The sequence below is a fragment of the Kitasatospora sp. NPDC057965 genome (genome assembly GCF_042887135.1).
In the GTDB taxonomy this organism is placed as follows: Bacteria; Actinomycetota; Actinomycetes; order Streptomycetales; family Streptomycetaceae; genus Kitasatospora.
Map to the genome: position 1 here is coordinate 169,427 of NZ_JBHVPZ010000013.1, position 23,367 is coordinate 192,793.

General features: G+C 75.1%; 23 protein-coding genes and 1 tRNA gene. 13 read left to right on the forward strand and 11 right to left on the reverse strand.

Annotated features, from left to right (window positions below):
* Positions 1-131: 131 nt before the first annotated feature.
* The 3 genes from ACFVVU_RS18975 (at position 132) to thrS (ending at position 3,816) form a co-directional block, all read left to right on the forward strand.
* Positions 132-1,469, forward strand: coding sequence for a hypothetical protein (locus tag ACFVVU_RS18975; protein ID WP_387791042.1), 1,338 nt, complete (start codon positions 132-134; stop codon positions 1,467-1,469).
* A 124-nt stretch (positions 1,470-1,593) separates the two neighbouring features.
* Entirely contained in the window at positions 1,594-2,325 is a 732-nt protein-coding gene (locus ACFVVU_RS18980) for a leucine-rich repeat domain-containing protein (protein ID WP_387791043.1), read from the forward strand.
* 219 nt (positions 2,326-2,544) lie between these two features.
* Positions 2,545-3,816 (forward strand): threonine--tRNA ligase, encoded by a 1,272-nt coding sequence (gene thrS / locus ACFVVU_RS18985; protein WP_380686810.1) that lies wholly within the window; start codon positions 2,545-2,547, stop codon positions 3,814-3,816.
* Between the two features lie 21 nt (positions 3,817-3,837).
* Here the strand turns inward: thrS and ACFVVU_RS18990 are convergent, their stop codons facing one another.
* Entirely contained in the window at positions 3,838-4,446 is a 609-nt protein-coding gene (locus ACFVVU_RS18990) for a C40 family peptidase (protein WP_387791045.1), read from the reverse strand.
* A gap of 211 nt (positions 4,447-4,657) precedes the next feature.
* Here ACFVVU_RS18990 and ACFVVU_RS18995 point away from each other — a divergent pair, with 211 nt between their 5' ends.
* Both ACFVVU_RS18995 and ACFVVU_RS19000 read left to right on the forward strand, forming a co-directional pair.
* The gene (locus ACFVVU_RS18995; RefSeq protein ID WP_380686814.1) at positions 4,658-5,062 is read left to right on the forward strand and encodes a RidA family protein; all 405 of its coding nucleotides are present in this window, start codon (positions 4,658-4,660) and stop codon (positions 5,060-5,062) included.
* Positions 5,063-5,237: 175 nt separating this feature from the next.
* On the forward strand, positions 5,238-5,942 hold the full coding sequence (locus ACFVVU_RS19000; protein WP_380686816.1) for a ScbR family autoregulator-binding transcription factor: 705 nt from the start codon (positions 5,238-5,240) through the stop codon (positions 5,940-5,942).
* A gap of 133 nt (positions 5,943-6,075) precedes the next feature.
* On the opposite strand, the gene ACFVVU_RS19005 is transcribed toward ACFVVU_RS19000, so the two are convergent.
* Together ACFVVU_RS19005 and ACFVVU_RS19010 are read right to left on the reverse strand one after the other, a co-directional pair.
* Complete coding sequence (locus ACFVVU_RS19005) at positions 6,076-7,143, reverse strand: TIGR03617 family F420-dependent LLM class oxidoreductase (RefSeq protein WP_380686818.1); 1,068 nt, start codon at positions 7,141-7,143, stop codon at positions 6,076-6,078.
* A gap of 62 nt (positions 7,144-7,205) precedes the next feature.
* The gene (locus ACFVVU_RS19010; RefSeq protein ID WP_355361052.1) at positions 7,206-7,661 is read right to left on the reverse strand and encodes a MarR family transcriptional regulator; all 456 of its coding nucleotides are present in this window, start codon (positions 7,659-7,661) and stop codon (positions 7,206-7,208) included.
* Positions 7,662-7,818: 157 nt separating this feature from the next.
* Here ACFVVU_RS19010 and ACFVVU_RS19015 point away from each other — a divergent pair, with 157 nt between their 5' ends.
* Positions 7,819-9,285 carry an MFS transporter gene (locus ACFVVU_RS19015; RefSeq protein WP_387791048.1) on the forward strand — a complete coding sequence of 489 codons (1,467 nt, stop codon included), beginning with the start codon at positions 7,819-7,821 and terminating at the stop codon, positions 9,283-9,285.
* Between the two features lie 157 nt (positions 9,286-9,442).
* Complete coding sequence (locus ACFVVU_RS19020) at positions 9,443-11,104, forward strand: AMP-binding protein (protein WP_380689523.1); 1,662 nt, start codon at positions 9,443-9,445, stop codon at positions 11,102-11,104.
* 54 nt (positions 11,105-11,158) lie between these two features.
* Here ACFVVU_RS19020 and ACFVVU_RS19025 read toward each other — a convergent pair whose 3' ends face one another.
* Positions 11,159-12,310 (reverse strand): N-acetylmuramoyl-L-alanine amidase, encoded by a 1,152-nt coding sequence (locus ACFVVU_RS19025; protein ID WP_387791049.1) that lies wholly within the window; start codon positions 12,308-12,310, stop codon positions 11,159-11,161.
* 285 nt (positions 12,311-12,595) lie between these two features.
* Here ACFVVU_RS19025 and ACFVVU_RS19030 point away from each other — a divergent pair, with 285 nt between their 5' ends.
* Positions 12,596-12,808 (forward strand): hypothetical protein, encoded by a 213-nt coding sequence (locus tag ACFVVU_RS19030; protein WP_380689519.1) that lies wholly within the window; start codon positions 12,596-12,598, stop codon positions 12,806-12,808.
* 96 nt (positions 12,809-12,904) lie between these two features.
* On the opposite strand, the gene ACFVVU_RS19035 is transcribed toward ACFVVU_RS19030, so the two are convergent.
* From ACFVVU_RS19035 to ACFVVU_RS19045, 3 genes are all read right to left on the reverse strand, one after another.
* Positions 12,905-15,109: a hypothetical protein gene (locus tag ACFVVU_RS19035; protein WP_387791051.1), complete on the reverse strand. Its 2,205-nt coding sequence runs from the start codon at positions 15,107-15,109 to the stop codon at positions 12,905-12,907.
* A gap of 348 nt (positions 15,110-15,457) precedes the next feature.
* Positions 15,458-15,979: a hypothetical protein gene (locus ACFVVU_RS19040; RefSeq protein ID WP_387791052.1), complete on the reverse strand. Its 522-nt coding sequence runs from the start codon at positions 15,977-15,979 to the stop codon at positions 15,458-15,460.
* Positions 15,969-16,697 carry a 2OG-Fe(II) oxygenase gene (locus ACFVVU_RS19045; RefSeq protein WP_387791053.1) on the reverse strand — a complete coding sequence of 243 codons (729 nt, stop codon included), beginning with the start codon at positions 16,695-16,697 and terminating at the stop codon, positions 15,969-15,971. The genes ACFVVU_RS19040 and ACFVVU_RS19045 overlap by 11 nt, the downstream gene beginning before the upstream one ends.
* Before the next feature lie 262 nt (positions 16,698-16,959).
* Here ACFVVU_RS19045 and ACFVVU_RS19050 point away from each other — a divergent pair, with 262 nt between their 5' ends.
* Positions 16,960-17,115 carry a hypothetical protein gene (locus tag ACFVVU_RS19050; protein ID WP_380689648.1) on the forward strand — a complete coding sequence of 52 codons (156 nt, stop codon included), beginning with the start codon at positions 16,960-16,962 and terminating at the stop codon, positions 17,113-17,115.
* A 40-nt stretch (positions 17,116-17,155) separates the two neighbouring features.
* Positions 17,156-17,509 (forward strand): VOC family protein, encoded by a 354-nt coding sequence (locus tag ACFVVU_RS19055; RefSeq protein ID WP_380689650.1) that lies wholly within the window; start codon positions 17,156-17,158, stop codon positions 17,507-17,509.
* A gap of 151 nt (positions 17,510-17,660) precedes the next feature.
* Here the strand turns inward: ACFVVU_RS19055 and ACFVVU_RS19060 are convergent, their stop codons facing one another.
* The 4 genes from ACFVVU_RS19060 to ACFVVU_RS19075 all read right to left on the reverse strand — a co-directional run bounded on the left by ACFVVU_RS19060 (position 17,661) and on the right by ACFVVU_RS19075 (position 21,722).
* A complete protein-coding gene (locus ACFVVU_RS19060; protein ID WP_387791056.1) occupies positions 17,661-18,572 on the reverse strand; it encodes an ornithine cyclodeaminase family protein in 912 nt (303 codons plus the stop codon).
* A gap of 81 nt (positions 18,573-18,653) precedes the next feature.
* Positions 18,654-18,725 (reverse strand) — tRNA-Glu (locus ACFVVU_RS19065).
* 70 nt (positions 18,726-18,795) lie between these two features.
* Positions 18,796-21,405, reverse strand: coding sequence for a class IV lanthionine synthetase LanL (lanL, locus tag ACFVVU_RS19070; RefSeq protein ID WP_387791058.1), 2,610 nt, complete (start codon positions 21,403-21,405; stop codon positions 18,796-18,798).
* A gap of 149 nt (positions 21,406-21,554) precedes the next feature.
* Positions 21,555-21,722 (reverse strand): SflA family class IV lanthipeptide, encoded by a 168-nt coding sequence (locus ACFVVU_RS19075; protein WP_380687141.1) that lies wholly within the window; start codon positions 21,720-21,722, stop codon positions 21,555-21,557.
* A 191-nt stretch (positions 21,723-21,913) separates the two neighbouring features.
* Here ACFVVU_RS19075 and ACFVVU_RS19080 point away from each other — a divergent pair, with 191 nt between their 5' ends.
* The 3 genes from ACFVVU_RS19080 to ACFVVU_RS19090 all read left to right on the forward strand — a co-directional run bounded on the left by ACFVVU_RS19080 (position 21,914) and on the right by ACFVVU_RS19090 (position 23,291).
* Positions 21,914-22,312 carry a DUF4440 domain-containing protein gene (locus ACFVVU_RS19080; RefSeq protein ID WP_380687139.1) on the forward strand — a complete coding sequence of 133 codons (399 nt, stop codon included), beginning with the start codon at positions 21,914-21,916 and terminating at the stop codon, positions 22,310-22,312.
* Between the two features lie 112 nt (positions 22,313-22,424).
* Positions 22,425-22,898 (forward strand): DUF3093 family protein, encoded by a 474-nt coding sequence (locus ACFVVU_RS19085; RefSeq protein WP_380687137.1) that lies wholly within the window; start codon positions 22,425-22,427, stop codon positions 22,896-22,898.
* 54 nt (positions 22,899-22,952) lie between these two features.
* A complete protein-coding gene (locus ACFVVU_RS19090) occupies positions 22,953-23,291 on the forward strand; it encodes a hypothetical protein (protein WP_387791059.1) in 339 nt (112 codons plus the stop codon).
* The last annotated feature ends 76 nt before the right edge of the window (positions 23,292-23,367 follow it).

Sequence of the window (23,367 nt, forward strand, 5' to 3'; positions counted from 1 at the left end):
GACCCGGACCCTCGATTGCTTCCAACTGCCGTTGGCTGTAAGGAGTTTATTGCTCATCGTCGCCTGGGTACGGGTGCCTGACCCGTCCGGGGGCAGGCCCCGGAACACCGGGACGAGGGGGGAACGCCTTCATGCGCACACATCGAATGCGCCGGATCGGCGCCAGAGGGACGGCCCTGCTGGCCGCCGTCCTCCTGCTGCTGCTCGGCCTCCCGCAAGGCGCCGGGGCCGTGCCGGTCCGCGGCTACACCGGCTGGTCGATCCTCATGTGCAAGGTCTCCGACAACACCTCCGAGCCGCACACCGCCGGCTGGCTGCGGAGCTTCTTCACCGACTCCGGTGCGGGCACCGGCGGCATGTACGACTACTTCAACAGCGTCTCGGCCGGCGCCGTGCAGATCCGCAACTCCAACGCCGCCGGCTGGTACACCATGCCGTACACCCTCGCGCAGGAGCAGGGCCGCGACCGGGGCACCCGCTTCCAGGACTGCGTCGCCGCCGCGCGCGCCGGCGGGTACACCGTCCCGGCCGGGCACCGCACGATCGTCGTCACCAACGTCGGCATCGACTGGTGGGGGAGCACCAACGCGATCTACCTCGACGGCACCGGCCTCTCCTCGGTCTCCGTCGCCCACGAGATGCTGCACGGCTACGGGCTCGGGCACTCCTACTCCAACGACACCGGCTACCGCAACGCCCCGTGGTCGCAGCCGGGCGAGTACGACGACCCGTGGGACGAGATGAGCGCGGCCAACGTCTACAGCCCGGGCGTCGGCGGCACCTACGGCAACGCCCGGCCGGTCGGCCTGGTCGCCTACCACCTCGACAAGCTCGGCTGGGTGGACCACAGCCGGGTGGCGGTCGCCCCGGCCGGCTGGAGCAGCCACACCCTCACCTCCTTCCAGAGCGACGACGGCTCCCACCCGCAACTGCTGCGGGTGCCGATCGGAACGGACCCCTTCCACTACTACACCGTGGAGTTCACCCGGAAGCTCGGCTACTCCGCGGGCATCCCCAACGACGTCGTGCTGATCCACGAGATCGTCAACGGCACGCCCTACCTCCAGCGGACCCTGGACGGCGGCGCCCGGCTGCCCGTCGGCTCGCTGAACGCCAACGGCGACTCGATCTCGACCTCGATCAGCGGCGGTACCGCCACCGTCACTGTCTACTCGGCCACCTCGGTGGCGGCCTACGGTCCCAACACCTGTGTCGCCGGCTACGTCTGGCGGGACGGCGACAACCGTGACTACACCTGCGTGACCCCGGCGAACCGGAGCCAGACCGCCGCGGACAACGCGGTCCGCGCCGGCCGCTGGGTCTCCGGCCCCTACGGGCCGCACACCTGCGTCAACGGCTACGTCTGGCGCGAGGCCTGGCCGGGCGACGACGTCTGCGTGACCCCCGCGCTCCGCTCCCAGGCCGCGGCCGACAACGCCGCCGCGCCCTCCCGCGTCCTGCACCCCTGACCGTCGGCGGGTGACCGCACCCGCCCGTCCGCCCCGGCCCGTTCCGCGCGGGCCGGGGCGGCCGGGGCGGCCGGGAGGTGCGGACCGCGGCCGCGGGCGGGTACGGGTGCGGCAGGATGGCCGGGTGACCGACACCATCCTCAACCTCTGGCGCCACCGCCTCGACGCCGTGCCCGCCGACGTCTGGGACCGCACCGACCTCACGGTGCTCATCCTCGCGGAGACCGGCATCGCCGAAGTCCCCGCCGCCATCGGCCGGTTGCGGCGGCTGCGCACCCTCGACCTCGGCCACAACCGGATCGCCGCGCTCCCCGAGGAGATCGGCGGCCTCACCGGCCTCACCGACTTCCTCTACCTGCACGACAACGCGCTCACCGCGCTCCCGGCGGCCCTCGGCCGGCTCACCGCGCTGCGCTACCTCAACATCGGCGAGAACCGGATCGCCGAACTGCCCGACGCCCTCGGCGCGATGGCCGGCCTGGTGGAGCTCCGCGCCCAGCACAACGCGCTCACCGCACTGCCCGGCTCGCTCGGCGGCCTGCACGCGCTGCGCGAACTGTGGCTGCGCGGCAACGCGCTGACCGCGCTGCCGGACTCCTTCGCCGGCCTCACCGAGCTGCGCGAGCTCGAACTGCGGGAGAACGCGTTCCCCGAGGTGCCCGCGGTGCTGGCCGGGCTGCCGCGGCTGCGCCGGCTCGACCTGCGCGGCAACCGGATCACCGGTCTGCCGGACTGGCTGGCGGACCCGACGGCGCTGCCCGCGCTGGAGAAGCTCGACCTGCGCTGGAACGCGGTCGACCCGGCCCCCGCGCTGCTGGCGGCGCTGGCGGCGCGCGGCTGCACGGTGCTGCACTGAGCCCGCGCGGGCGGGTCCGTCCGGGGAAAACCGCTCGCCCGGCGGGTCGTTCGGGTGCTAGCGTCGATGACATGAAGCGCGCCGCAGCCGTCCTCACGACGACGCCGGAGAGAGTCCCGGCGCGCTGACTGCTGACCTAGTCCGAAGCCCCGGGGCGAGTGCCCCGGGGCTTCGCCGTACCGGTCCACTCGCCCGTCGAGCCGAGTGGAGACCACCGCCATGAGCAGCAACCCCGTCGGATCCCCGGCGGCCCCTGTTTCCCCCGCCCCCGCCGCCGACCACCGTCGGCTGGGCCGGGAACTCGAACTCTTCGACACCGACCCGCTGATCGGCTCCGGCCTCCCGTACTGGCTGCCCGACGGCGCCGCGATCCGGCACGCCCTGGAGGAGTTCATCCGCGACCGCGAACGGCGCGCCGGCTACCGCCACGTCTACTCGCCCGTCCTCGGCAAACGCGAGCTGTACGAGATCTCCGGCCACTGGCAGCACTACCGCGACGACATGTTCCCGCCGATGGAGCTGGGCACCGAGCAGGTCGTGCTGCGCCCCAGCCTCTGCCCCCACCACGCCCTGATCTACCGCTCGCGCGCCCGCAGCCACCGTGAGCTGCCGCTGCGGATCGCCGAGCTGGGCGGCATGTACCGCTCCGAACCGTCCGGCGTGCTCGGCGGGCTGACCCGGGTGCGGGCCATCCAGCTGAACGACGCGCACGTCTTCTGCACCCCCGCGCAGGCCGCCGACGAGGCGGTCGCCGCCCTGGAGCTGATCGGCGAGGCGCACCGCGCCCTCGGCATCCGACCGGTCCGCCACCGGCTCTCACTGCCGGGCGAGGGCGGCAAGTACGTGGCCGACCCGGCGCTCTGGGAGCGGGCCACCGCGCTGCTCACCGAGGTGCTGCGGCGCTCCGGGGTGCCGTTCGAGGCGGCGGACGGCGAGGCGGCCTTCTACGGACCGAAGATCGATGTCCAGATCGCCGACGCCGCCGGGCGCGAGTCCACCCTCTCCACCGTGCAGATCGACTTCCACCAACCGGAGCGGTTCGGCCTGCGCTACACCGGGCCGGACGGCACCAAGCACCGGCCGGTGATGGTCCACCGCAGCGTCATCGGCAGCGTCGAGCGGGTGGTCGCCCATCTGATCGAGCTGTACCGGGGGGCCTTCCCGGCCTGGCTGGCGCCGACCCAGCTGGTGCTGCTGCCGCTCTCCGAGGGGGAGCGGGAGCGGGCCGAGCGGGTGCGCGGGCGCTGCCTGGACCTCGGGCTGCGGGCCGAGGTCGCAGGACCGGAGCGGGGCAGCCTGGGCGCCCGGATCCGGGAGGCGCGGTTGGCGCCCTACCAGGCGGTCATCGGCCCCCGGGAGGCGGCGGACGACCTGCTCGCGCTGCGCCTGCGCGACGGCCGCCGGCCCGACCCGCTGCCGGTGGCCGAGGCGCTGGCCCGGATCCGCGCCCAGGTCGACGCCTGCTCCGCGCAGCTGTGGGACGAGGCGTAGGGACGGGCGTCCTCCGGACGTTCAGGGCGACGGCAACGGGCGGCGGGCGCCGGCGAACTCGCGGGCCCACCGGGGGACGTCGAACACGCCCTCCAGGCGGGCCACCAGGGTGCCGGTGTGCTCGGCGTGGATCATCGCGCCGTCCCCGGCCCACAGGCCGACGTGGTGCAGCGGCGCGTCGGGCCGGGAGAAGAACAGCAGGTCGCCGGGGATCAGGGCGGAGCGTTCCACCGGGGCGGAGCGGTGGAACTGGGCCACGGTGTAGTGCGCCAGCTCGACGGCGCCGGCGCTCGCCCGGTACCAGCAGTACAGCGACAGTCCGCTGCAGTCGTAGCCGACCGTGCTCTCGCCGAGGCACTGGCCGTCGAGGTAGCCGTTCTCCTCGTCGCAGAAGCCGAGGCTCGCGCCCAGCCGGTCCCCGCCGCCCCAGGCGTAGGGCACCCCGATCTGCGCGGCGGCCACGGCGGCCACCCGGTGGCCGAGCGCGAGGTCCCCGCCCTCGTCGTCGGGGCGGGCGGCGGCGCGGGCGGCGGCGGGCCCGGTGCCCAGGGCGGGGGCGAGGCCGGCCCCCAGGGCGAGTCCCAGCATCCGGCGGCGGCCCCAGACCCCGGTGAGGTGCGGAAGCGGCATGTGGACCCCTCGGTCGTCGACGAACCGGGCGAACCGGGCGAGCCACCAGGATCCCGGCCGGGGCGGGCGGCCCGCCATCACCCGCACCGGTGAATTCGCCGGCCGCCGGCCCCGATCCGCCCGGGTCGGCGCCCGGAAATCGGTTGACGCTCCCGCGGGCGGATCCAACGATGGGGCGCGGTAGGGCCGAACGACCGTCCGGGAGGGACCCATGAGCAAGTCCGTCAGGCTGATCCGCAACCACCGCCTCACCCAGGCGGTCGACTACGCCTACGCGGCGGCCGTCGACGCGCCGGTCCGCTCGCTCTGGCTGGCAGGCGCCTGTCCGCTGGACGCCGAGGGGCGCACCGTGGCGGTCGGCGACTACGCCGGCCAGGCCCACCAGGTGATGCGGAACCTGGTGACCGTCCTGGAGGACGAGGGCGCGGCGCTCACCGATCTGGTGCGGACCACGGTGTACGTCGCCTCCTCGCGGCAGGCGGACCTGGTGGCGGTCTGGAACGTCTACCGCGAGTACCTCGGCGAGCACGACGTGCCGAGCACCCTGCTCGGTGTCTCCGTGCTCGGGTACCACGACCAGCTCGTCGAGGTCGAGGCGGTCGCCGTGCTGAGCTGACCTCCGGGTTCCGGAGCGCCCGGGTGCCGGGCCGGGGCCGATCGTTCCGTCGGTATCCTCTGACACCGCGTGTCCGGGGCCGCTCCGGGGGAGCGCCCCCGGGTCGGCCCGGTGCCGCGGGTAAGATACGGGCTGTTTGGTTTTGTTTCGGTGTGTGTGGGCGGGGGTGGTCGTGGTGGCGCGACAGGAGCGGGCGTTGCGGACGCGGCGGCTGATTCTGGAGGCCGCGGCCTCGGTGTTCGACGAGTGCGGATACGAGCGCGCGACCATCGGCGAGGTGGTGGCGCGGGCCGGTGTGACCCGGGGCGCCGTCTACTTCCACTTCGCGTCCAAGCGCGAGCTGGCGCAGGGGGTCATCGAGGGGCAGTTCGAGGCCGAGGCCGTGCCGGAGCGCTCGTGCAAGCTGCAGGAGTTCGTGGACACCGGGATGGTGGTCACCCATCTGGTGCCCATCGACCCGCTGGTCAGCGCCGGTGTGCGGCTCTCGGTGGACCAGGGCGCGGAGGGCCATCTGGGGTTCGACGCCGCACCGGGGTGGATCGCCAGGCTGGAGCGGCTGCTGGTGACGGCGGGCGAGCGGGGCGAACTGCTGCCGCACGTGGTGCCGGCCGACACGGCGGGGCTGATGACGGCCTCCTGGGTGGGCGTGCAGCTCCAGTCGCAGCGCTTCACCGGACGGGCCGACCTCGCCGATCGGGTCGCCACGCTGTACCGGCACCTGATGCCGAGCATCGCCGTCCCCGGGGTGCTGGCCTGCCTCGACCTGGCCCCGGACCGGGGCGCGCGGGTGTACGCCGAGATGGTCGCCGCGCGCGGCGGCTCCGAGGCGGAGGGCGCCGCCACCCGCGAGGCCCGCGAGCCCGGCATAGCCGCCGAATGAGACCGCGCGTCCGGTTTCCCGTGCCCGGTGAGCCGTCCGGCGGCGGCTGCGGAGCGTAGCCGCTGCCGACGCTCGACGAGCCGTCAGTGGATGCCCGGCAGCGTGGAGTTGACGGCCCCCCGGCCGTTGGGCCTCAGCGCGGCGCGGGCCGCTCGATCGCGCGCAGGGCGTCCAGGACGTCCAGGCCGAGGTCCGGCGCCGCGTCCTCCGGGAGGCTGACCGAGACCCGGGTGGCCAGGCCCGCGTACCGGCGGTGGATCTCCCGCGCGGTCTCCTCGACCGTGCCCGTGACGGCGAAGGTGTCGAGGACCCGGTCGTCGATCAGCGCGGCCATCTCGGGCCAGCGGCCGCGCAGCGACAGCCGGTGCAGCGCCTCGTGCAGCTCCTCCCAGCCGTGCTGGGCCAGTACCGGGCGGTAGGCGGGCGTGGAGGCGTAGAAGGCGAGCCGCTCGCGGGTGGCCGCCAGGTTGGCGCGCAGCTCCTCCTCGGTGCGGCCGGTCGCGGTGAGCACGCTGCCGACGACCTCGAAGGGCCGCCCGGTCCACGCCGCGCCCTCGGCCTCGGCCCGTCCGCGCTCCTCGGCGAGCGCCGGAAGCACCTGTCGGGTCAGGTAGTCGACGGAGGTGAACGGGTGGCTGAGGAAGCCGTCCGCCACCGCGCCCGCCGTGCGCACCATCAGCGGACCGACGCCGGCCAGCAGGATCCGCGGCACCCCGGCCGGGACCGGATCGGGGGAGAAGACCGGCGTCATCACCGTATGGGTGTAGAAGTCGCCCCGGAAGCGCAGCCGTTCGCCGGTCTGCCAGCTGTGCCAGATCGCCCGCACCGCGTGCACGTACTCGCGCATCCGTGCGGCGGGCCGGTCCCAGGGCATCCCGAAGCGCTTCTCGATGTGCGGCTTGACCTGCGAGCCGAGCCCGATGACGGCCCGTCCGCCGGAGGCCGCGTGCAGGCCCCAGGCCTGGTAGGCGAGGGTCATCGGGGTCCGGGCGAGGGCCACCGCGACCCCGGTGGCCAGCTCGATCGAGCTGGTGCGGTCGGCGGCGCGGGCCAGTTGGAGGAACGGGTCGTAGGCGGTCTCGGAGACCACCAGCCGGTCCGCGCCCCGCCGTTCGGCCTGCTCGGCGGCGTCCAGGATGCCGGTCGGATGGGCGGGGGCGAGGGCGTCGAGGAGGAGGGCGGGGGCCTGCGGGCGGTCCATCTGTCGGGCTCCTGGAGGGCGGCGGGGCGGCGGGTGCGGCGGGGCGACGGTACCGCGCGGTGTCAGGGCCGGGGCCAGGGCCGTCCGTCGAGCCGCTCGATGCCGGTGTTGAAGCGCCGCAGGAACCCGGCGAAGGCCTCGACGTCCTCGTCGGGCCAGTCCTCCATCACCAGGCCGAGGGCGTGGGCGTGCGCCGCGCGGTCCTCGTCGAGCCGCCGCTCGCCCTCCTCGGTCATGCGGAACTTGCGCGCCAGCCCGCCCTCCGGGTCGGGGATCCGTTCGACCAGCCCGGCCCGGGTCATCGCGGCGGTCTGCCGGTTGAGGGTCGAGGCGTCGAGTCCGAAGGCGTCGCTGAGCTCGCCGATCGACATCGGGCCCTGCATCCGGATCCGGCTCAGCAGGATGTAGGCGCTGCGGTCGAGGCCGCTGCCGTGCGGCCGGACGCCGACCGGGCTGAGGTAGTGGTGCCGGCTGAGCACCATGTACTCGAACGCCACCTCGTCCGTGGGTCCGCTCATGACGTCGTCCTTCCCGCCCCTGGCGTCGGTGCCCTGACCTGCGATGTTTGCGCACAGTATGGCAGGTGTGCGCCCGTCGGAGTCGTTATGCATCATGCATATCATGTGTAGGATGCATATCCGTCGACCGTCGTACGGAACCGAGGAGCCCCCGCCCATGGCCGCCCCACAGACCACCGCCCCCGACCGGACCGGGAGGATCGTCGCCACGCTCGCCCTCACCGGTACGGTGGCCGCGATCATGCAGACCCTGGTCACCCCGCTGATCGGCGAGCTGCCGAAGATCCTGGACACCTCCGCGTCCAACGCCTCCTGGGTGATCACCGCGACCCTGCTGTCGGCCGCCGTCTTCGTGCCGATCAGCGGTCGGCTCGGCGACCTGCTCGGCAAGCGGCGGATGCTGCTGGCCTGCTGCGCCCCGCTCCTGGTCGGCTCGGTGATCTGCGCGCTGACCTCCTCCGTCCTGCCGATGATCGTCGGGCGCGGACTGCAGGGCATGGGCATGGGCGTGGTCCCGCTCGGCATCAGCCTGCTGCGCGAGGTGCTGCCGCCCGAGCGGCTCGGCTCGGCGATCGCCCTGGTCAGCGCCTCGATGGGAATCGGTGGCGGCCTCGGCCTGCCGATCTCGGCGGCGGTCGCCCAGTACGCCAGCTGGCGCGCGCTGTTCTGGGGCGCGGCGGTGCTCACCGTCGCGATCGCCGCGATGATCCGCTTCCTGGTGCCCGCCCCCGCCACCCCGCCGGCCGGCGGCCGCTTCGACGGCCTCGGCGCGCTCGGCCTGGGCGCGGGCCTGGTCTGTCTGCTGCTGCCGGTCTCCAAGGGCGCCGACTGGGGCTGGACCGACGGCACGACGCTCGGTCTGTTCGCCGCCGCCGTGGTGCTGCTGCTCGGCTGGGGCGTCTGGGAGCTGCGGATCGCCGAGCCGCTGGTCGACCTGCGGGTGACCGCCCGCCCGCGCGTGCTGTTGACCAACGCCGCGTCCGTCCTGGTCGGCTTCGGGATGTACGCGCAGGCGCTGATCATCCCGCAGCTGCTCCAGCTGCCCGAGGCCACCGGCTACGGCCTGGGCCAGTCCATGCTGGCGATGGGTCTGTGGATGGCCCCCTCCGGCCTGATGATGATGGTCGTCTCGCCGCTCGGCGCCAAGCTCTCGACGGCGCGCGGCCCGAAGTTCACCCTGGTCGTCGGCGCCCTGGCGATCGCCGCCGGGTACGGGCTGTCGATGCTGCTGATCGGCTCCACCTGGGGCGTGCTGGTCGTGACCCTGGTCTGCAACGCCGGGGTGGGCCTGGCCTACGGGGCGATGCCGGCGCTGATCATGAGCGCCGTGCCGATGTCCGAGACCGCCTCGGCGAACAGCTTCAACACCCTGATGCGCTCGCTCGGCACCTCGGTCTCCGCCGCCGTGGTCGGTGTGGTGCTCGCCCAGCTGACCACCACCATGGGCGGCCATGTGCTGCCCTCCGAGACCGGCTTCCGGGTCGGTCTGCTGATCGGCTGCGGAGTGGCGCTGGTCGCCGCGGCGGTGGCCGCCACCATCCCGCTGTCGCCCGGCCCGGGAGCCCCGAAGGCCGCCCCCGGCGCCCCCGGGCGCGCCGCGCTGCGTGACGCCGCCTCCGCCTGACGGGCGGGGGACGCCGGGGCCGCCGGTGAGGCGGCCCCGGCGTCGCATCCGCCGCCCGTTGCCCGTCGGGAGGGGGTGGTGCGCAAGTGGGTGACGGGGCGGGACGTGCGGCGTAGAGTCGGTCGACCCGCGCCGGACGAGTCCAGGAGCCCTCACCATGACCTCGCCCTCCCCGTCTCCCAGCATCAGCACCGGCGACACCTCGGTGCCGCTGCTGGAGCACACCATCGGTGCCGCGCTCGACCGCGCCGTCGCCGCCTTCCCCGACCGGGAGGCGCTGGTGGACGTGCCGAGCGGCCGGCGGTGGACGTACCGGGAACTGGCGGCGGAGGTGGACCGGGTCGCGCTCGGGCTGCTCGGCCTCGGGGTGCGGACCGGTGACCGGGTCGGGATCTGGGCGCCGAACTGCCCGGAGTGGGTGTTCACCCAGTACGCCACCGCGCGGATCGGCGCGATCCTGGTGACCGTCAACCCCGGCTACCGCGCCCACGAGGTCGAGTACGTGCTGCGGCAGTCGGGGATCCGCACGGTCGTGGCGGTGCCCGCCTTCAAGACCTCCGACTACGCGGCGATGCTCGCCGAGGCCGGCCCGCGCTGCCCAGGGCTGCGGGACGTGCTGCTGATCGGCTCCGCCGGCTGGGACGAGCTGCTGGCGGCGGGGGAGCGCGGCGACCGCGACCGGCCGGCCGGGATCGGGGCCGGGCTGAGCCCGGACGACCCGATCAACATCCAGTACACCTCCGGGACCACGGGCTTCCCCAAGGGCGCCACGCTCTCGCACCGCAACATCCTCAACAACGGGTACTTCGTCGGCGAGCTCTGCGGCTACACCGAGGCGGACCGGATCTGCGTGCCCGTGCCCTTCTACCACTGCTTCGGCATGGTGATGGGAAACCTGGCGGCGCTCTCCCACGGGGCCTGCGTGGTGATCCCCGCCCAGGCCTTCGAGCCCGTCGCCACCCTGCGCGCGGTGGCCGCCGAGCGCTGCACCTCGCTCTACGGCGTGCCGACCATGTTCATCGCCGAGCTCAACGACCCGGGCTTCGAGGAGCACGACCTGTCCAGCCTGCGCACCGGGATCATGGCCGGCTCGCCCTGCCCGATCGAGGTGATGAAGCAGGTCGTCGACCGGATGGGCATGCGGGACGTCGCCATCTGCTACGGCATGACCGAGACCTCCCCGGTCTCCACCCAGACCCGCGCCGAGGACCCGCTGGAGCGGCGGGTCTCCACCGTCGGGAGAGTCGGCCCGCACCTGGAGGTCAAGGTGGCCGACCCGGAGAGCGGCGAGACCGTCCCGCGCGGCGCGCCCGGGGAACTGCGCACCCGGGGCTACTCGGTGATGCTCGGCTACTGGGACCAGCCCGACCGCACCGCCGAGGCGGTCGACGCCGACGGCTGGATGCACACCGGCGACCTCGCGGTGATGGACGAGGAGGGCTTCCTCACCATCACCGGCCGGCTCAAGGACATGGTGATCCGCGGCGGCGAGAACATCTACCCGCGCGAGATCGAGGAGTTCCTGTACACCCACCCGGACGTCCAGGACGTCCAGGTCATCGGGGTGCCCGACGCCAAGTACGGCGAGGAGCTGATGGCCTGGGTCCGGCTGCGCCCGGGCGCGCCCGAGCTGACCGCCGAGGCGCTGCGCGCGTACTGCGCGGGGCGGATCGCCCATTACAAGGTGCCGCGCTACGTGCACCTGGTGGACGAGTTCCCGATGACGGTCACCGGGAAGATCCGCAAGGTGGAGATGCGCGAGCGGGCCGTCGGCCTGCTGGGCCTGGACGGCGGCGCGGACGGAGTCGAGCGCGGCTGAGCGGTCGGGCCCGGCCCGGGGCGGCGGAGCCCGGGCCGGGCCGCGGCCGTGCCGTCAGAGCGCGGCGACCTCGGCCCGCAGGGCGGGCAGGGTGGCGTACATCGTGCCGCCGGGGCAGTCGGTGGCCAGCCAGTCGCGGTGGCCGCTGATCAGGTCGACCGGCTTGGTGACGCCGTTGACCGGGTTGACGAAGGTGACGTGCGCCTGCGGGTCGAGCCCGTGGGTGCGGGTCAGCAGGGCGAGCAGCAGGGTGAGCGAGTGGCGGGCCGCGGCGGTGGGCTCCTGGCCGGTCAGGGTGCCGAGCAGGGCGATGCCGAGGTTGCCGGAGTTGAAGCCGGAGGTGTGGAAGGCGGTCACCACGTTGCCGTTGGCGTCGTGCGCCGGGAGGCCGTCGTCGCCGGACCAGCGGCCCTCGTAGATCCGGCCGGCCTCGTCGATCAGGAAGTGGTAGCCGATGTCGCCCCAGTCCTGGGTGACGGCGTGGTACTCGTATATCGCCCGCACGGTGGCGGCCGGGTCGGCGTCCGCGTTCGGGGTGTCGGTGTGGTGCACCGTCAGGGTCTGCAGCGGGTAGTACTTGGCGGGGGAGTTCTCGACGCCGTTCTTGAAGCGCTTGGACTCGTCGGCGCCCCAGGCGGCGCGGCCGAGGTACTCGACGCCGCAGAGGGTGACCGGCGCGGTCGGCGAGAGCGTGGCGGCGCGGGCCGGGCCCTGGGTGGTGTCCAGGGCGGTGGAGCGAGGGTCGGTGGCGCCGTCGGGCAGCCGCAGGTCGTAGCCGACCGCGCCGCCGGCCGGGACCAGCACGGCCGCGCGCCGGGAGGCGTCGGCGCCGGCCGAGCCGGCCGGCAGGTCGGGGCCGCCCGCGCAGCCGGCGGTGAGCGGCTGCCAGGCGCCGGGGCCGGTGCCCTCGTGGTGGAGCCGGATCGAGCCGCCGCGGCGGGGGCCGTCCCAGCTGACGCCGACGTAGTGGATCGGGAAGTCGGTGCGTGCGGCGGTGGCCGCGCGACCGGTCGCCGAGCGGGCCCGGGTGGCCGGCACGGTGACGGTGCGGGCAGGGGTCCCGGCCGGCGCCGGAGCGGTGGGAGCGGCGGCCTGAGCGCCCGGCGCGGCGGCGTGGGCGGCCGGGGCGGTGGCGAGCGCGGCGGCGGTGGCGCCGATGGCGGTCACCAGGGTACGGCGGCTGACGGCGGAGCTGGGCTCGGTCATCGGGATCCTGTCTCGGTGCGTGCGGGGAACGCGGTCTGACTCCTCGGAAGTCGATCATGAATGTACCCACCTGCCCGTTTCCGGTGGCAGCCGCGGCGGATTCATCTGCCCGAACGGGCACGCGCCGCCCGCTTCACCCTCCCGGGGGAACTTCCCGCCCCGCCGCCCGCGTCGGGTTGCGAATACCTCCGGCTCCCCGTCTTCGTGTGCCAACGTGTGTGCCGCCCGGCCGTCCCACGCGACGGCCGGCGCAGACTGCTGACCAACCATCAAGGAGTACCTGAGATGTCGGTTCGTGGAAAGCTCCGCAAGTTCGCCGTGGTCGCCACCGTCGTGGCCGCCGCCGCCGTGATCGCGCCGACCGCCGCGGTGGCGCACGGTGGGGGCGAGGAGCCGCAGCCCTCCTACTCGGCGGGCCTTGAGGCCGGCAACGCCGCGGTGGGCCTCGTCGGCCCGCGTCTCAGCTGGCTGGCGGCCTTCGAGAGCAGCAACGGCTGATCCCTTCCGCCCCGCGCCCCGGAGCCGCCGGTTCCGGGGCGTTCGCGTGCCCGTACCCCGGCCGGCCCCGAGCGGGCCGGCCGGGGGCGCGCGGGATCAGCTCACGGTGATGCCGACGACCGAGTACTGCGCGACCGTCAGCGGCACGCTCAGCACCGCCCCGGTCACCGTGAACGGCACCGGCCGCGGCGCCGGATCGGTCCCGTCCGGGGTGGCCACCGTGACCGCCGCGACGGTGCGCCCGGCCGGGACGGCGTACGTCAGGGTGCAGGAGGCCGGCGTGGTGCGGAACGCCGTCGGGGTGTCCCCGAAGTTGCTGAAGTTCACCAGGTGGACGACGGTCTCCGCGCCCAGCCGGCGCGCCTCCAGGTGGATCCGCCGGTCGCCGGCGAGGCCGAGCGAGGGCGGTGCGGCCTCGCGGACCGGGGCCAGCAGCCGGTCGCCCGCGGCCTGGTCGGCGGTGCGCAGATAGGCGAGCCCCGGCAGTTCGCCGCCGAGGTACCAGCAGACGCCCGCGCCGAAGGCGGTGCGCCGGCTCGCCGGCAGCGGATCGGCCCGGCGCAGCCCCAGCACGTCGGCCAGCGCGTACTCGGCGCGGGCCGTGCCGTACTCGTCCAGGCCCGTCGGCGCGGGCCCGGTGAGCACGATCGTGCCGCCGCCCGCGACGTACCCGCGCAGCACCGCCGCCTCCGCGTCGGAGACCGCCTGGAGGTTCGGCAGCAGCACCACCTTGAACCGCGCCAGGTCCTCGGCCGCCAGCCCCGGGCTGGTCACCGTGTCGAACGGGATGTGCGCGTACACCAGGGCCTTGACGGTGCCGCGGAAGTCGCCCAGCCACGGCATCGTGGTGCAGCTCATCGCCGCGTCGTCGCCGCCCCACCAGTCGAGGATCCCGGCGGGCGCCGTCGCGTTGGCGTACATGCCGTTGCCCTCGCCCGGGCCGACGTAGTCGCGCGAGGCGCTGGAGTGGTAGACGCCGACCTCGGCCGCCGGGGCGGCGTCGTAGAGCCGCCGCTCGTTGGCCTTGACGAAGCCGAACATCCGGGTGCGCATCGCCGCGTCGGTGGTGTCGTTCTTGTACGGCGTCTTCACCTCGTACGGGTTGCAGCCGGCCGCGATCAGCTCCGCCATCACCAGCGAGGCGTCGTCGGCCTTCCAGCCGTAGGAGAAGGCCCAGGCCGGCTTGCTGCCGCTGGCCGCCCGCGCGTACTTGTACATCGAGATCAGGCAGGTCCAGTCGGTCGCGGTGGCGTGCCGCATGCCGTCCTCGTTGGCGAGGATGTCGACCTCCCAGACCTGGCTGACGTTGCCCGCCGCCTGCCGCAGGTAGGCGCCGTCCAGGCCGATCGAGGTGGCGTAGCGGTAGTCCATCGAGACGGTTTCGACGAAGGTGACCAGGTCGGGGTTGACGCTGCGCCCGGCGGCGGCGATGTCCAGCTGGAACTGGAGCAGGTTGCGGTGGCGCCATTCGACGTAGCGGCGGAAGACCGGGTCGTTGTAGTTCGCGGCCTTGGGCAGGGCGGGCAGTCCGGTGTCCGCGGTGAACGCGGCGGCGCCCCAGGTGGAGGCGTCGCACCAGGTGAGCACCCCGTCGAAGTAGATCGGCACGTCCGGCCAGATCCCGTCCACGCCGGTGCCGGCGAGCTGCTTGATCCGCTTCAGGTAGTAGTCCCGCCAGGGGGAGTTGGGGCTCACCCAGCAGCTCTCGTCGCCCGGGTCGACCCAGACCACCACGCTGCCGTAGAAGACGTTGGGCTTGCCGTCGAGGGAGCGCTGGACCCAGTTGCGGCCCTGGTCGTTCTTGTAGAACGAGCGGCCCTTCTCGCCGCCGGGCGAGATGACCTCCAGGGACGGGTAGTACATGACGACCTTCAGACCGGCCGCGTGCGCCTTGCCGGCGAAGGTCTTCACCAGCGCGGCGTGGGCGGTGAACTCGGCGTCGGTGTGCCAGTCGGACAGCACGGTGTCCAGCTCGATCACGCTGACGTTCTGGGCCTTGAGCGTGTCGATGGTGCCCTGCATGTCGGCGACCTCGTCGAAGGTGCCGTCGGCCAGCCGGGCGAACCGCGCCCAGTCCGGCCACGCGGCGGGGACGGCGGCCGGTGCCGGCGCGTACCCGCCGGCGGGCGGGCGGACGGCGATGGTGGGCGCGGCGCCGGCGGCCGTCGCGGGAAGCAGCCGGACGGCGGCCAGCGCGCCGCCGGTGGCCAGCCCGGCGCGCAGCAGGCGCCGGCGGCCGATCCGGGAGACGGGGAGCGGGTCGCCGGGGGTGCTCGGCGAGGGGTCGGTGTACTCGGGCATGACAATCCCTTCGGCGTGCTGTGGTGCCGGGGCCGCCGCGCGGGCCGTCCCGGGGTGACGGAGCGTCGGAGAGCGAGGAGCAGCGGTGAACGTCCGTGGGCAGCGGTGGACATCCGTGAGCAACGGTGAACGTCCGTGAGCAACGGTGAACCACGGTGCCCGGGGCGGCCGTACCGTGACCGATCGCGAGAACGACGGCCGCACCGGGGACGGCTCCGGCGCGAACCCCCACCCGCGCGGCCGTCCCGGGGCCGACCCTATGTCACGATCCCGGCCCGCCGACCGCCCCGAATCGGCCGACTGTGACCGGCGTTTCCGTCGGGGCGGCCGTCGGGGCGGCCACGCCGCTCAGAGCTCCGGCGGAGCGGGAGGCCCGCCGTGGCTCCCGCCGCCGCCCACCTGCCAGGTCCGGCCGTCCGCGGTGGCGCCGCGCAGGCCGTCCAGGGTGCCCGGACCGGCCAGCGCGAGCGCGAGCGCGCTGCCGGTCGTGGCGAAGCCGACGGTCCGCGCCGGGTCCCAGTCGGTGCTGCGCCGCAGCCGCCGGCTCATGCCCGCCCAGCCGCGCGGTCCGGCGGCCACCACCCAGGCGTCCGGCGCGGGGGCGGTGAACCGGCGGGCCTGGCGCAGCCAGGAGGCGGCCTCCTCGGGCCAGTCGACGACGTCGAGCACGCTCCCGCCGCAGGCCCGCCGACGCTCGGCGAGGACGCGGGCGAACGCGCGGGCCGCCGCGACGGAGGCCTCGTCGCGGCCGTGCCCGATCACCACCGCGGCGCCCGGGGCCAACAGGCCCAGTACGGCGTCGAGTTCGGCCGCCGTGTGCGGCTCGGGCCAGGGGGTGGCGGGGCCTGGAGGGCGGGCGTCAGGCGGCATCGTGGAACACCAGGCCGAGCGTGTGCCGCAGTCCCGAGCGCACCGTGCTGACGCCGTGCCGGACGGGGGCCGCCGACCAGCCGCGGGCGGAGCGCACGGGGCGGTCCCGGGTGGTGAAGACCAGGCCGTGGCCCTGGGGAAGGGCGACGGAGCTGCCGCGCGACTGGGCCCGGGGGCGCTGCTCGACGGTCAGGAACTCGCCGCCGGTGTAGTTGACCCCGGGGGCGTCGAGGCCGATCACCACCTGGAGCGGGAACACCAGGTCGCCGTACAGGTCGCGATGGAGCGCGTTCCAGTCGCCGGCGCGGTAGCGCAGCAGGATCGGCGTGGGCCTGGTCTGCCCGGCGGCGTGGCACTGCTCCAGCCACTCGGCGAGGCCGTCCGGCCACGGCGCGGGCCGGCCGAGCCTGGCCGCCCACTCCCGGGCGATCGGCAGCAGCCGCGGGTAGAGCGCCTCCCGCAGGGCGGCGACCGGCGTCGGGAACGGCTCCCGGAAGTACCGGTACTGCCCGGAGCCGAACCGGTGCCGCGCCATGTCGACGGTGCTCCGGAAGCGCTCCACCTCGTCGTAGAGCCCGGCCACCTCGGCGCACTCGGCGGGGTCGAGCAGCGGCGGCGTCAGCGCGCTCCCGTGTTCCCCGACCTCCTCGCCGATCGCCGCCCAATCGGCGCCGCCGACCCGCTGCTCGGGGGTCCTGCTCCTGGTGTGCACGCTCACGTCCGCTCTCCGGTCACTCGTCCGACCCGTCCCACGCCTCCCACTCTGCGCTCCCGCCCCGGGGCCGGGCTGGCGGAAATCGGCCCTCGCGTTCCGCCCCGTCCGGGGCCGCGGGATCGTCGTGGCCGTGATCGGGGCATGGGTGAGGAGGACGGCGGCGCCCCCGCGCCGGCCGGGCCGGGGGGCGTGGAGATCCTCCGGCCGCGGATCGGGGCCGGGCGCCCGGAGACGTGGCCGACCGGTCCGGCCGGCCGTTCGGGCGATGGTGGTCCCGCTGGAGGGCGAGGGCGACCCGGACGAGCACGCCGCGTACCCCGACCGGGACACCGCTCCGCTCGCCGAGGCGCTCCGGATCGTCGGCCACATCGTGGCCACCGGCTCCTGGCCCCCCGACACGCCCCGGGTGGCCGACCGTTGACCGATCGCTGACCGATCGCCGTCCTGGCAGGATGGCGGGCATGGAACGTGTGCTCGGAATCGGCGGCTACTTCCTGCGCGCCGGCGACCCGGCGGCGCTGAGCGCCTGGTACCGCGACTGCCTCGGCCTGGACGCCGACGACAACGGCCTCTGGCGGCAGGACGCCGGCCCGACGGTGTTCGCCGCGTTCGACTCCGGGACCGACTACTTCGGCTCCCGCGAGCAGCAGACCATGCTCAACTTCCGGGTCCGCGACCTGGACGCGATGCTCGCCCAGCTCCGGGCCAGGGGCGCGGCGGTGGACGAGCGGACGCAGGAACTGGCGGGGATCGGTCGTTTCGGCTGGGTCACCGACCCAGAGGGCCACCGGATCGAGCTCTGGCAGCCCGCCTGACGGCCGGGCGGGGTCCCCGCCGGGCGGGACGCGGCGCGTGGCGGGTCGGCGTGTCGGGTCCGGGGTGTCGGTGTCCGCCCCGGAAACGGTAGCCGTCGGGGAGGCGCTCCCAGAAGTACGCCTCCCGGGGACGACCCGGGCCGGGGGCCGCTCAGTGGAAAGTGAAGGAGGGTGACGCGGCGTCGGACCGGGCGGCGAGGTAGACGGGCCAGGCGAGGGCGAGGTCCTGCCAGGGGAGGCCGACCGGGGCGTAGACGGTGGGGCGGTCGTCGGGGCGGGCCGGGGCGGTGCCGCGCAGGACGTCGGCGAGCGGGGTGGCGAGGGCCGGGTCGACGGCGGCGCCGTGCAGGACGCCGGAGGTGGCGGCGAGCACGGGGTCGTCCACCACCAGGCGGCTCGCGCGCAGCAGGGCGGGGGAGAGCTCGGTCTTGCCGGGCTCGTCGAAGCCGAGGGCGGTGAGGTGCAGGCCCGGTCGCAGGACGTCGGCGTCGAGCAGTGGCTCGCGTGACCAGGTCGCGGTGAGCACGATGTCCGCGGCCATGGCGGCGGCCCGTGCGCTGGGCATCACCGTGCCGACGGCCGCGGCGCGCTCCGGGTCCAGGTCGTAGGCGTACACCTCGTCGATCGGCCGCAGGGTGCGCAGGGCCCGGAGCGCGGTCCGGTTCTGGGCGCCGGCGCCGATGACGGCGACCGTCCGCGCGTGCCGCGGCGCGAGCGTGTGGGTGGCCAGCGCGGCGGCCAGCCCGGTGCGCCAGGCGGTGACGGAGGCGGAGTCGAGCAGTGCGAGCAGTTCGCCGTCGGCCAGGGCGTGCAGGCAGACGATCCCGCGCAGGGCGGGCGTGGCGGCCGGGAACTTGGCGTTGACCTTCACGGTGTACGCGGGCACGTCGGGGAGCAGCCCCGGGATCAGGCACATGGCGGTGCCGGGGCCGGGCAGGCGGGCGCCCACCCGTTGGGCGGCCGGGAGCCGGTCCGCCGTGCGGAAGCCCGCGTCGAGGGCGGCCACGACGGCCGGGATGTCGAGGGCGGCTTCGATGTCCGTCCGGGAGAGCAGAAGGGTCACGGGGAGCGGTCTCCTCCCGGCACGGGGGCGTGGGAAACGGACCGGGGGTGGCATCCGTCATACGGATGCCACCCCCGAGGATGGAGCGCCGGGCCCGAATCGAACGAACTCTTCCCGCTGAAAGCGGGCGTGCTGCCAATGCACCACCGACGCCTGGCCGACCGGGCTTTCCGCGTCCTGCGCGGCCCGCCCTCTCGACGAGGAAGAAACTACCAACGGATGATCAGAAACCAAAATCGTCGGGTCGGGCCGGGAACAGTCGGCCCGGACGCGGTCCGCCCCCGTGGTGCAGGCGGCGCAGGAAGGCGAGCACGCCGGGCGTGCCGACGGCCCAGGCGTGGGACTCGGCGGTGGGATCGGCGCCGGGCAGCAGCGGACGGCCCCGGTGGCCGCCGGCGCGGGCCAGGATCAGGCCCGCGACCTCCTCGGCGGCGTGCCGGTGGCGTTCGTCCCCGGTGGCCGCGGCCAGGTCGACCAGCAGTTCGCCGACGCCCGCCAGCCCGCAGCACTGGCCGGTCATGCCCATTCTCGGCGCCAGCGCGCGGCAGGCCCGCGCCGCCACGGCGGCGGGGGCGAGCAGCGCCGGGTCGCCGAGGCGGTGGGCGGCCTGGACGAGCACGGTGCCGATCCCGGCGAGCCCGCGGCACCAGGAGCCGTAGCGGCGCGTCGCTCCGGGGGCACCGGCGGCCGCCGCGAGCCGGGGGACGTCGGCGGCGAGGCCGTCGACCAGGCACCGGGTGGCCTCCGCGGGCTCGCCGGGCAGGTCGAGGAGGAAGTGGGCGAGACCGGCCCGGCCGTGGGCGAAGCCCTCGACGAGCGCCGCCGTACCCGGGTTGGGGGTCTCCCGGGGGTCGGTGGGGCGGCCGTCGGTCAGCCGGCGGGCGCACTCGGCGGCGACGGCCAGGTGCCGCTCGGCCTCCTCCGGGCGGCCGTCGGCGCGGGCCGCGCGGGCCAGCAGCAGCCGGGCGGTGCCGACCCCGGCGGCCCCGGAGATCTGGTCGGCCGGAAGGTCGTCGCCGAGTGGTTCGCCCCGCGCGGCCGGTCGTTCGGTGCCGAGCGGGCGGGCGGCGTGGGTGAGGAACAGCTCGACGCCGGCCCGGCCGTCGTACAGCCCCGGGCCGAGCCGGCCGAGGGCGGGGTGAGCGGCCGTCCAGCGGGCGAGGGCGGTGGCGGCCGCGCGGGCCCGCGGCCGGTCCGGGTGCTGGAGCAGTTCGAGGCCGAGGCCGGCGGCACCGTCGTAGAACGACAGCAGGGTGCGCGGCTGCCCGCCCCGGGGGTCGGCGTCGACCAGCTCGTGGGCCATCCGGACACAGCGGTCGAGGGTGTGCCGGACGGCCTCGTCGAGCAGGTCCCCGGTCACCGTCGGCGGCCGGTGGGCCCGGCCGGTGGAACGGGTGGCGGGCCGAGTGATGCGGCCGCGCCGCAGCTCGGCGGCGGCCGCAGTCCGCTCCCCGGCGTCGAGAGCGAGCAGCCCGGCCACCACCGTCACCACCGCGTCCGCGTCCGCCGGCGCGTCCCCGGGGAGCGCGCCGGCCAAACAGGCGAGGGTGCGCTCGCGGTTGACGGCCGGGTCCGGGTCGATCACCACGGGGTCGAGTCCGGTGGCGGCCCAGTGCAGGGTGCTGCCGAGCGCGTAGTAGTCGTCGGCGGGCCGTGCCTCGCCGGCGGTGGGCAGGCCGTAGCCCAGGGTGGCGCCCTCGGGCCGTTCACCGGCGAGGGCGCTGACGCCGAAGTCGACGAGCGAGCAGCCGCCCGAGCCGTCGAGAACGACGTTGGCGGGCTTGAGGTCGCACACCACCACGCCGCGCGCGTGCACGGCGTCCAGGACGGTCAACAGCCCGTGCGCCAGCGCCCACCAGCCCCGGCCGCTCGCCTCCCCGGCGCCGACGGGGTACGGGCCCGCGGCGAGGACGTCGCGGCGCAGGTCGTGCGGTCCGCGGACGGTGCTCACCAGGTACTCGTCCTGGCCGTGCCGGAAGTAGTCGACCGCCCGCGGCACCCCGGGCACCCCGTCGAGCGCGTCGAGCACCCGCCGCTCGTGCCGGAGCCGGCCGCGCGCGTCGGTCCCGGACGGGTCCTCGGCGACGAACGCGCGGGCCTGCTTGACCACCACCGCCCGCCCGGTGGCGAGTTCGACCGCCCGGTAGACGTGCCCGTTCGGTGAGCGGGTGATCCCGGCGGTGATCCGGTAGCGGCCGTCGCCGACCCGGGTGGTCGTCTCCCGGCGCGCGGCGCCGGCGGCGAACGGGTCGGCCGTCCACGGCGGTTGGCGGTAGGCGCCGTCGGCGAGGCCGGGGAAGGCCTCCCCGTCGGGGCCGGTCATGACGAGGTCGGGGTCGTCGCCGGTGACCCGGAACGGCCCGTAGCGGTAGTAGACGGGGGCGTCCGCCCGCAGCTGCCGGTCGCTGACCACCCGGGGGCCGGGGCGGCCCGCCAGCACCTCGGCCAACTCGGCCGCCAGCGCCTCGATCCCGCCCGGGGCCGGGTAGACCGTGACCGCCTTGCCGACGGCGGCGGCGCCGCGCAGCCCGGAGTTGAGCCGGCCCAGTACGGCGGCGTCGGCGGCGAACTTGGCGTCGCAGCGGTGCCGGAGCAGGACGGGGAGCACCAGGTCGACCAGGTCGGGCAGGTGCTCGGGGCGGGCGGAGAGGTGGAGCTTCCAGCCGTGGGCGAGGGCCGGCATCTCCGGGTCGTGCAGGTACAGCCAGCCGTCGCCGGCGTGCAGCCGGTGGTGCGCGCCGTCCGACGCGGCCAGCCGGGCCGCGATCCGGGAGCGCACGTCCTCGGCCGTCCCGTGGCCGGGCTCCCGGCCCGGTGGTGCCGCTGTCGCCATGGTCTTCGCCGCTTTCTCCCTGATCCGCCGTGCCGGGCGGTCCCCGCCGGTGTCGTGCCGGGCCGGGAACCGTCCTCCCGGCCCGGCACACCGCAACCGCCGGGCGGGCGCCCACCCGGCGGCCGGCTACGCGGACTGCCCGGTGGAGGTCAGAAGTCGAGCCCGCACTCGAACCGGGTGGGGACGTAGGTGACCCACGGGTCGTCGATACACGCCACCGGCGTGAGGTCCGCGTCGAACTCGTCCTCGAAGGCGATGGTCTCCTCGTCGATGTCCAGCGGGCCGGCGTCGCGGATCTCCAGGACCTGTGCGCTCATGGTGGGCTCCTCCCGTAGAGGGTCGGCGGATACCTTTCGACGGCATGTTCATGCTAGCCAGCGATTCGCGTTCACCATAGGGGCGCGACATCGTCACATCCGGAACACCCGGAACGGGGACCTCCATTGACGGTGCGTGACCGTTCACCGCGGCGCGGACCGGCGGACCGCCCGGTGCTACGGTCGGGCCCATGTCCAAGACCGAGATCGACCAGCTGACCGCCGAGTTCTTCGGCGCCTTCGACAACCGCGCCGGCCAGGGCGCCGACGTGGCCCGGCTCCGGCGGCTGATGCTCCCGCAGGGAGTGATCGTCTGCACCGCCCCGACGTTCACGGTCTACTCCGTCGAGGAGTTTGTCGAGCCGCGCGAGCGCCTGCTGAACGACGGCCGGCTGGTCGGCTTCTCGGAGTGGGAGACCTCCGAGCGGACCGAGATCGTGGGGGCCGTCGCCTCGCGCACCGGCGAGTACCGCAAGTCCGGCACCCTGGACGGCGAGCCCTACGGGGGCGGCGGGACGAAGACCTTCCAGTTCGTGCGCACCCCCGAGGGCTGGCGGATCGCCGCCTTCTCCTGGTACGACGAGGCCTGAGCCCGCGCGGACCGGTGCCCGGCGGCGAATCCGGCGCTGCCGCGCCACGCCCGCACCGCCGCCGGGCGGCCCGGCTGCCGGGACCGGGCGACGGCGTGGCAGCATCCCGGATGTGGTGATCTACGACGAACGACTCTCCGTCCCGCTGCGCTGGTGGCTCGCCGCCCTGACGGCCGCCACCGCGCTCTCCTGCGCCCTGGCCCCGCTCGGCCCGCTGCCCGCGCTCGCCGCCGGCGCCCTGCTGCTGGCGCTCGTGGCCCCGGCGCTGAACGGCTACGGCGCGGTCCGGATCCGGGTCTGCGACGGCGTCCTGGTGGCCGGGCCGATCGTGCTGCGCGGCGAGCACACGGGCGCCGTCGAAGTCCTCGACCAGGCCGCCGCCTTCGCCTGGCGCACCCGGCTGGCGGGCCCCCGGGCCCGTCTGCTGATCCGTAGCTACCTCCCGCGCGCCGTCCGCGTCGAGGTCGCCGAGCCCTCCCTGCTCTGCCCCTACCTCTACCTCTCCACCCGCCGCCCCGAGGCCCTCGCCGCCGCCCTGGCCGAAGCCCGCGACCACTGCTCGCTCCCGGCCGCCACCGGCCGCTGACGCCCGGTACGGTACGGGCGGGCCGGGCACACGACGCACAGGGGAAGAGCCGCCATGACACGGAGGACCGCCGAGCGGACCGTCGAACGGACCGCCTGGGGAGCGCTCGGGATCCTGCTGCTCGCCTGGACCGTGTTCGAGGCGGTCGAGCACGCGGGCCTCACCGCCCCGCTCGCCGTGCTCGGCCTGCTCGTGCCGTGGACGGACGCGCTCGCCCCGGGGCGGCCGGTCGTCCGCCGGGCGCTGCAACGCGTCTGGACCCCGCTCGCCGTCATGGTGGTCTGCTCACTCGTCCCCGGCCCCGCCGACGACACCGCCGCGCCGTTCACCTTCGGCATGGCCTGGCTGACCCACCTCGCGCTGCGCCGGGCCCTGGGCCGCGCCCCGCGCTGACCCCGCAGAGCGGCGTCGGAGGGGCCGGACGGACCGGGTCTCCAGGCCCGTCCGGCTGTTCGGTCGGGACCCGGAG

Coding starts and splice junctions, on each gene's coding strand:
- ACFVVU_RS18975 (WP_387791042.1), top strand. CDS start 132: ATGCGCACACATCGAATGCGCCGGATCGGCGCCAGAGGGACGGCCCTG.
- thrS (WP_380686810.1), top strand. CDS start 2,545: ATGAGCAGCAACCCCGTCGGATCCCCGGCGGCCCCTGTTTCCCCCGCC.
- ACFVVU_RS18990 (WP_387791045.1), bottom strand. CDS start 4,446: ATGCCGCTTCCGCACCTCACCGGGGTCTGGGGCCGCCGCCGGATGCTG.
- ACFVVU_RS18995 (WP_380686814.1), top strand. CDS start 4,658: ATGAGCAAGTCCGTCAGGCTGATCCGCAACCACCGCCTCACCCAGGCG.
- ACFVVU_RS19005 (WP_380686818.1), bottom strand. CDS start 7,143: ATGGACCGCCCGCAGGCCCCCGCCCTCCTCCTCGACGCCCTCGCCCCC.
- ACFVVU_RS19010 (WP_355361052.1), bottom strand. CDS start 7,661: ATGAGCGGACCCACGGACGAGGTGGCGTTCGAGTACATGGTGCTCAGC.
- ACFVVU_RS19015 (WP_387791048.1), top strand. CDS start 7,819: ATGGCCGCCCCACAGACCACCGCCCCCGACCGGACCGGGAGGATCGTC.
- ACFVVU_RS19020 (WP_380689523.1), top strand. CDS start 9,443: ATGACCTCGCCCTCCCCGTCTCCCAGCATCAGCACCGGCGACACCTCG.
- ACFVVU_RS19025 (WP_387791049.1), bottom strand. CDS start 12,310: ATGACCGAGCCCAGCTCCGCCGTCAGCCGCCGTACCCTGGTGACCGCC.
- ACFVVU_RS19030 (WP_380689519.1), top strand. CDS start 12,596: ATGTCGGTTCGTGGAAAGCTCCGCAAGTTCGCCGTGGTCGCCACCGTC.
- ACFVVU_RS19035 (WP_387791051.1), bottom strand. CDS start 15,109: ATGCCCGAGTACACCGACCCCTCGCCGAGCACCCCCGGCGACCCGCTC.
- ACFVVU_RS19040 (WP_387791052.1), bottom strand. CDS start 15,979: ATGCCGCCTGACGCCCGCCCTCCAGGCCCCGCCACCCCCTGGCCCGAG.
- ACFVVU_RS19050 (WP_380689648.1), top strand. CDS start 16,960: ATGGTGGTCCCGCTGGAGGGCGAGGGCGACCCGGACGAGCACGCCGCG.
- ACFVVU_RS19055 (WP_380689650.1), top strand. CDS start 17,156: ATGGAACGTGTGCTCGGAATCGGCGGCTACTTCCTGCGCGCCGGCGAC.
- lanL (WP_387791058.1), bottom strand. CDS start 21,405: ATGGCGACAGCGGCACCACCGGGCCGGGAGCCCGGCCACGGGACGGCC.
- ACFVVU_RS19075 (WP_380687141.1), bottom strand. CDS start 21,722: ATGAGCGCACAGGTCCTGGAGATCCGCGACGCCGGCCCGCTGGACATC.
- ACFVVU_RS19080 (WP_380687139.1), top strand. CDS start 21,914: ATGTCCAAGACCGAGATCGACCAGCTGACCGCCGAGTTCTTCGGCGCC.
- ACFVVU_RS19090 (WP_387791059.1), top strand. CDS start 22,953: ATGACACGGAGGACCGCCGAGCGGACCGTCGAACGGACCGCCTGGGGA.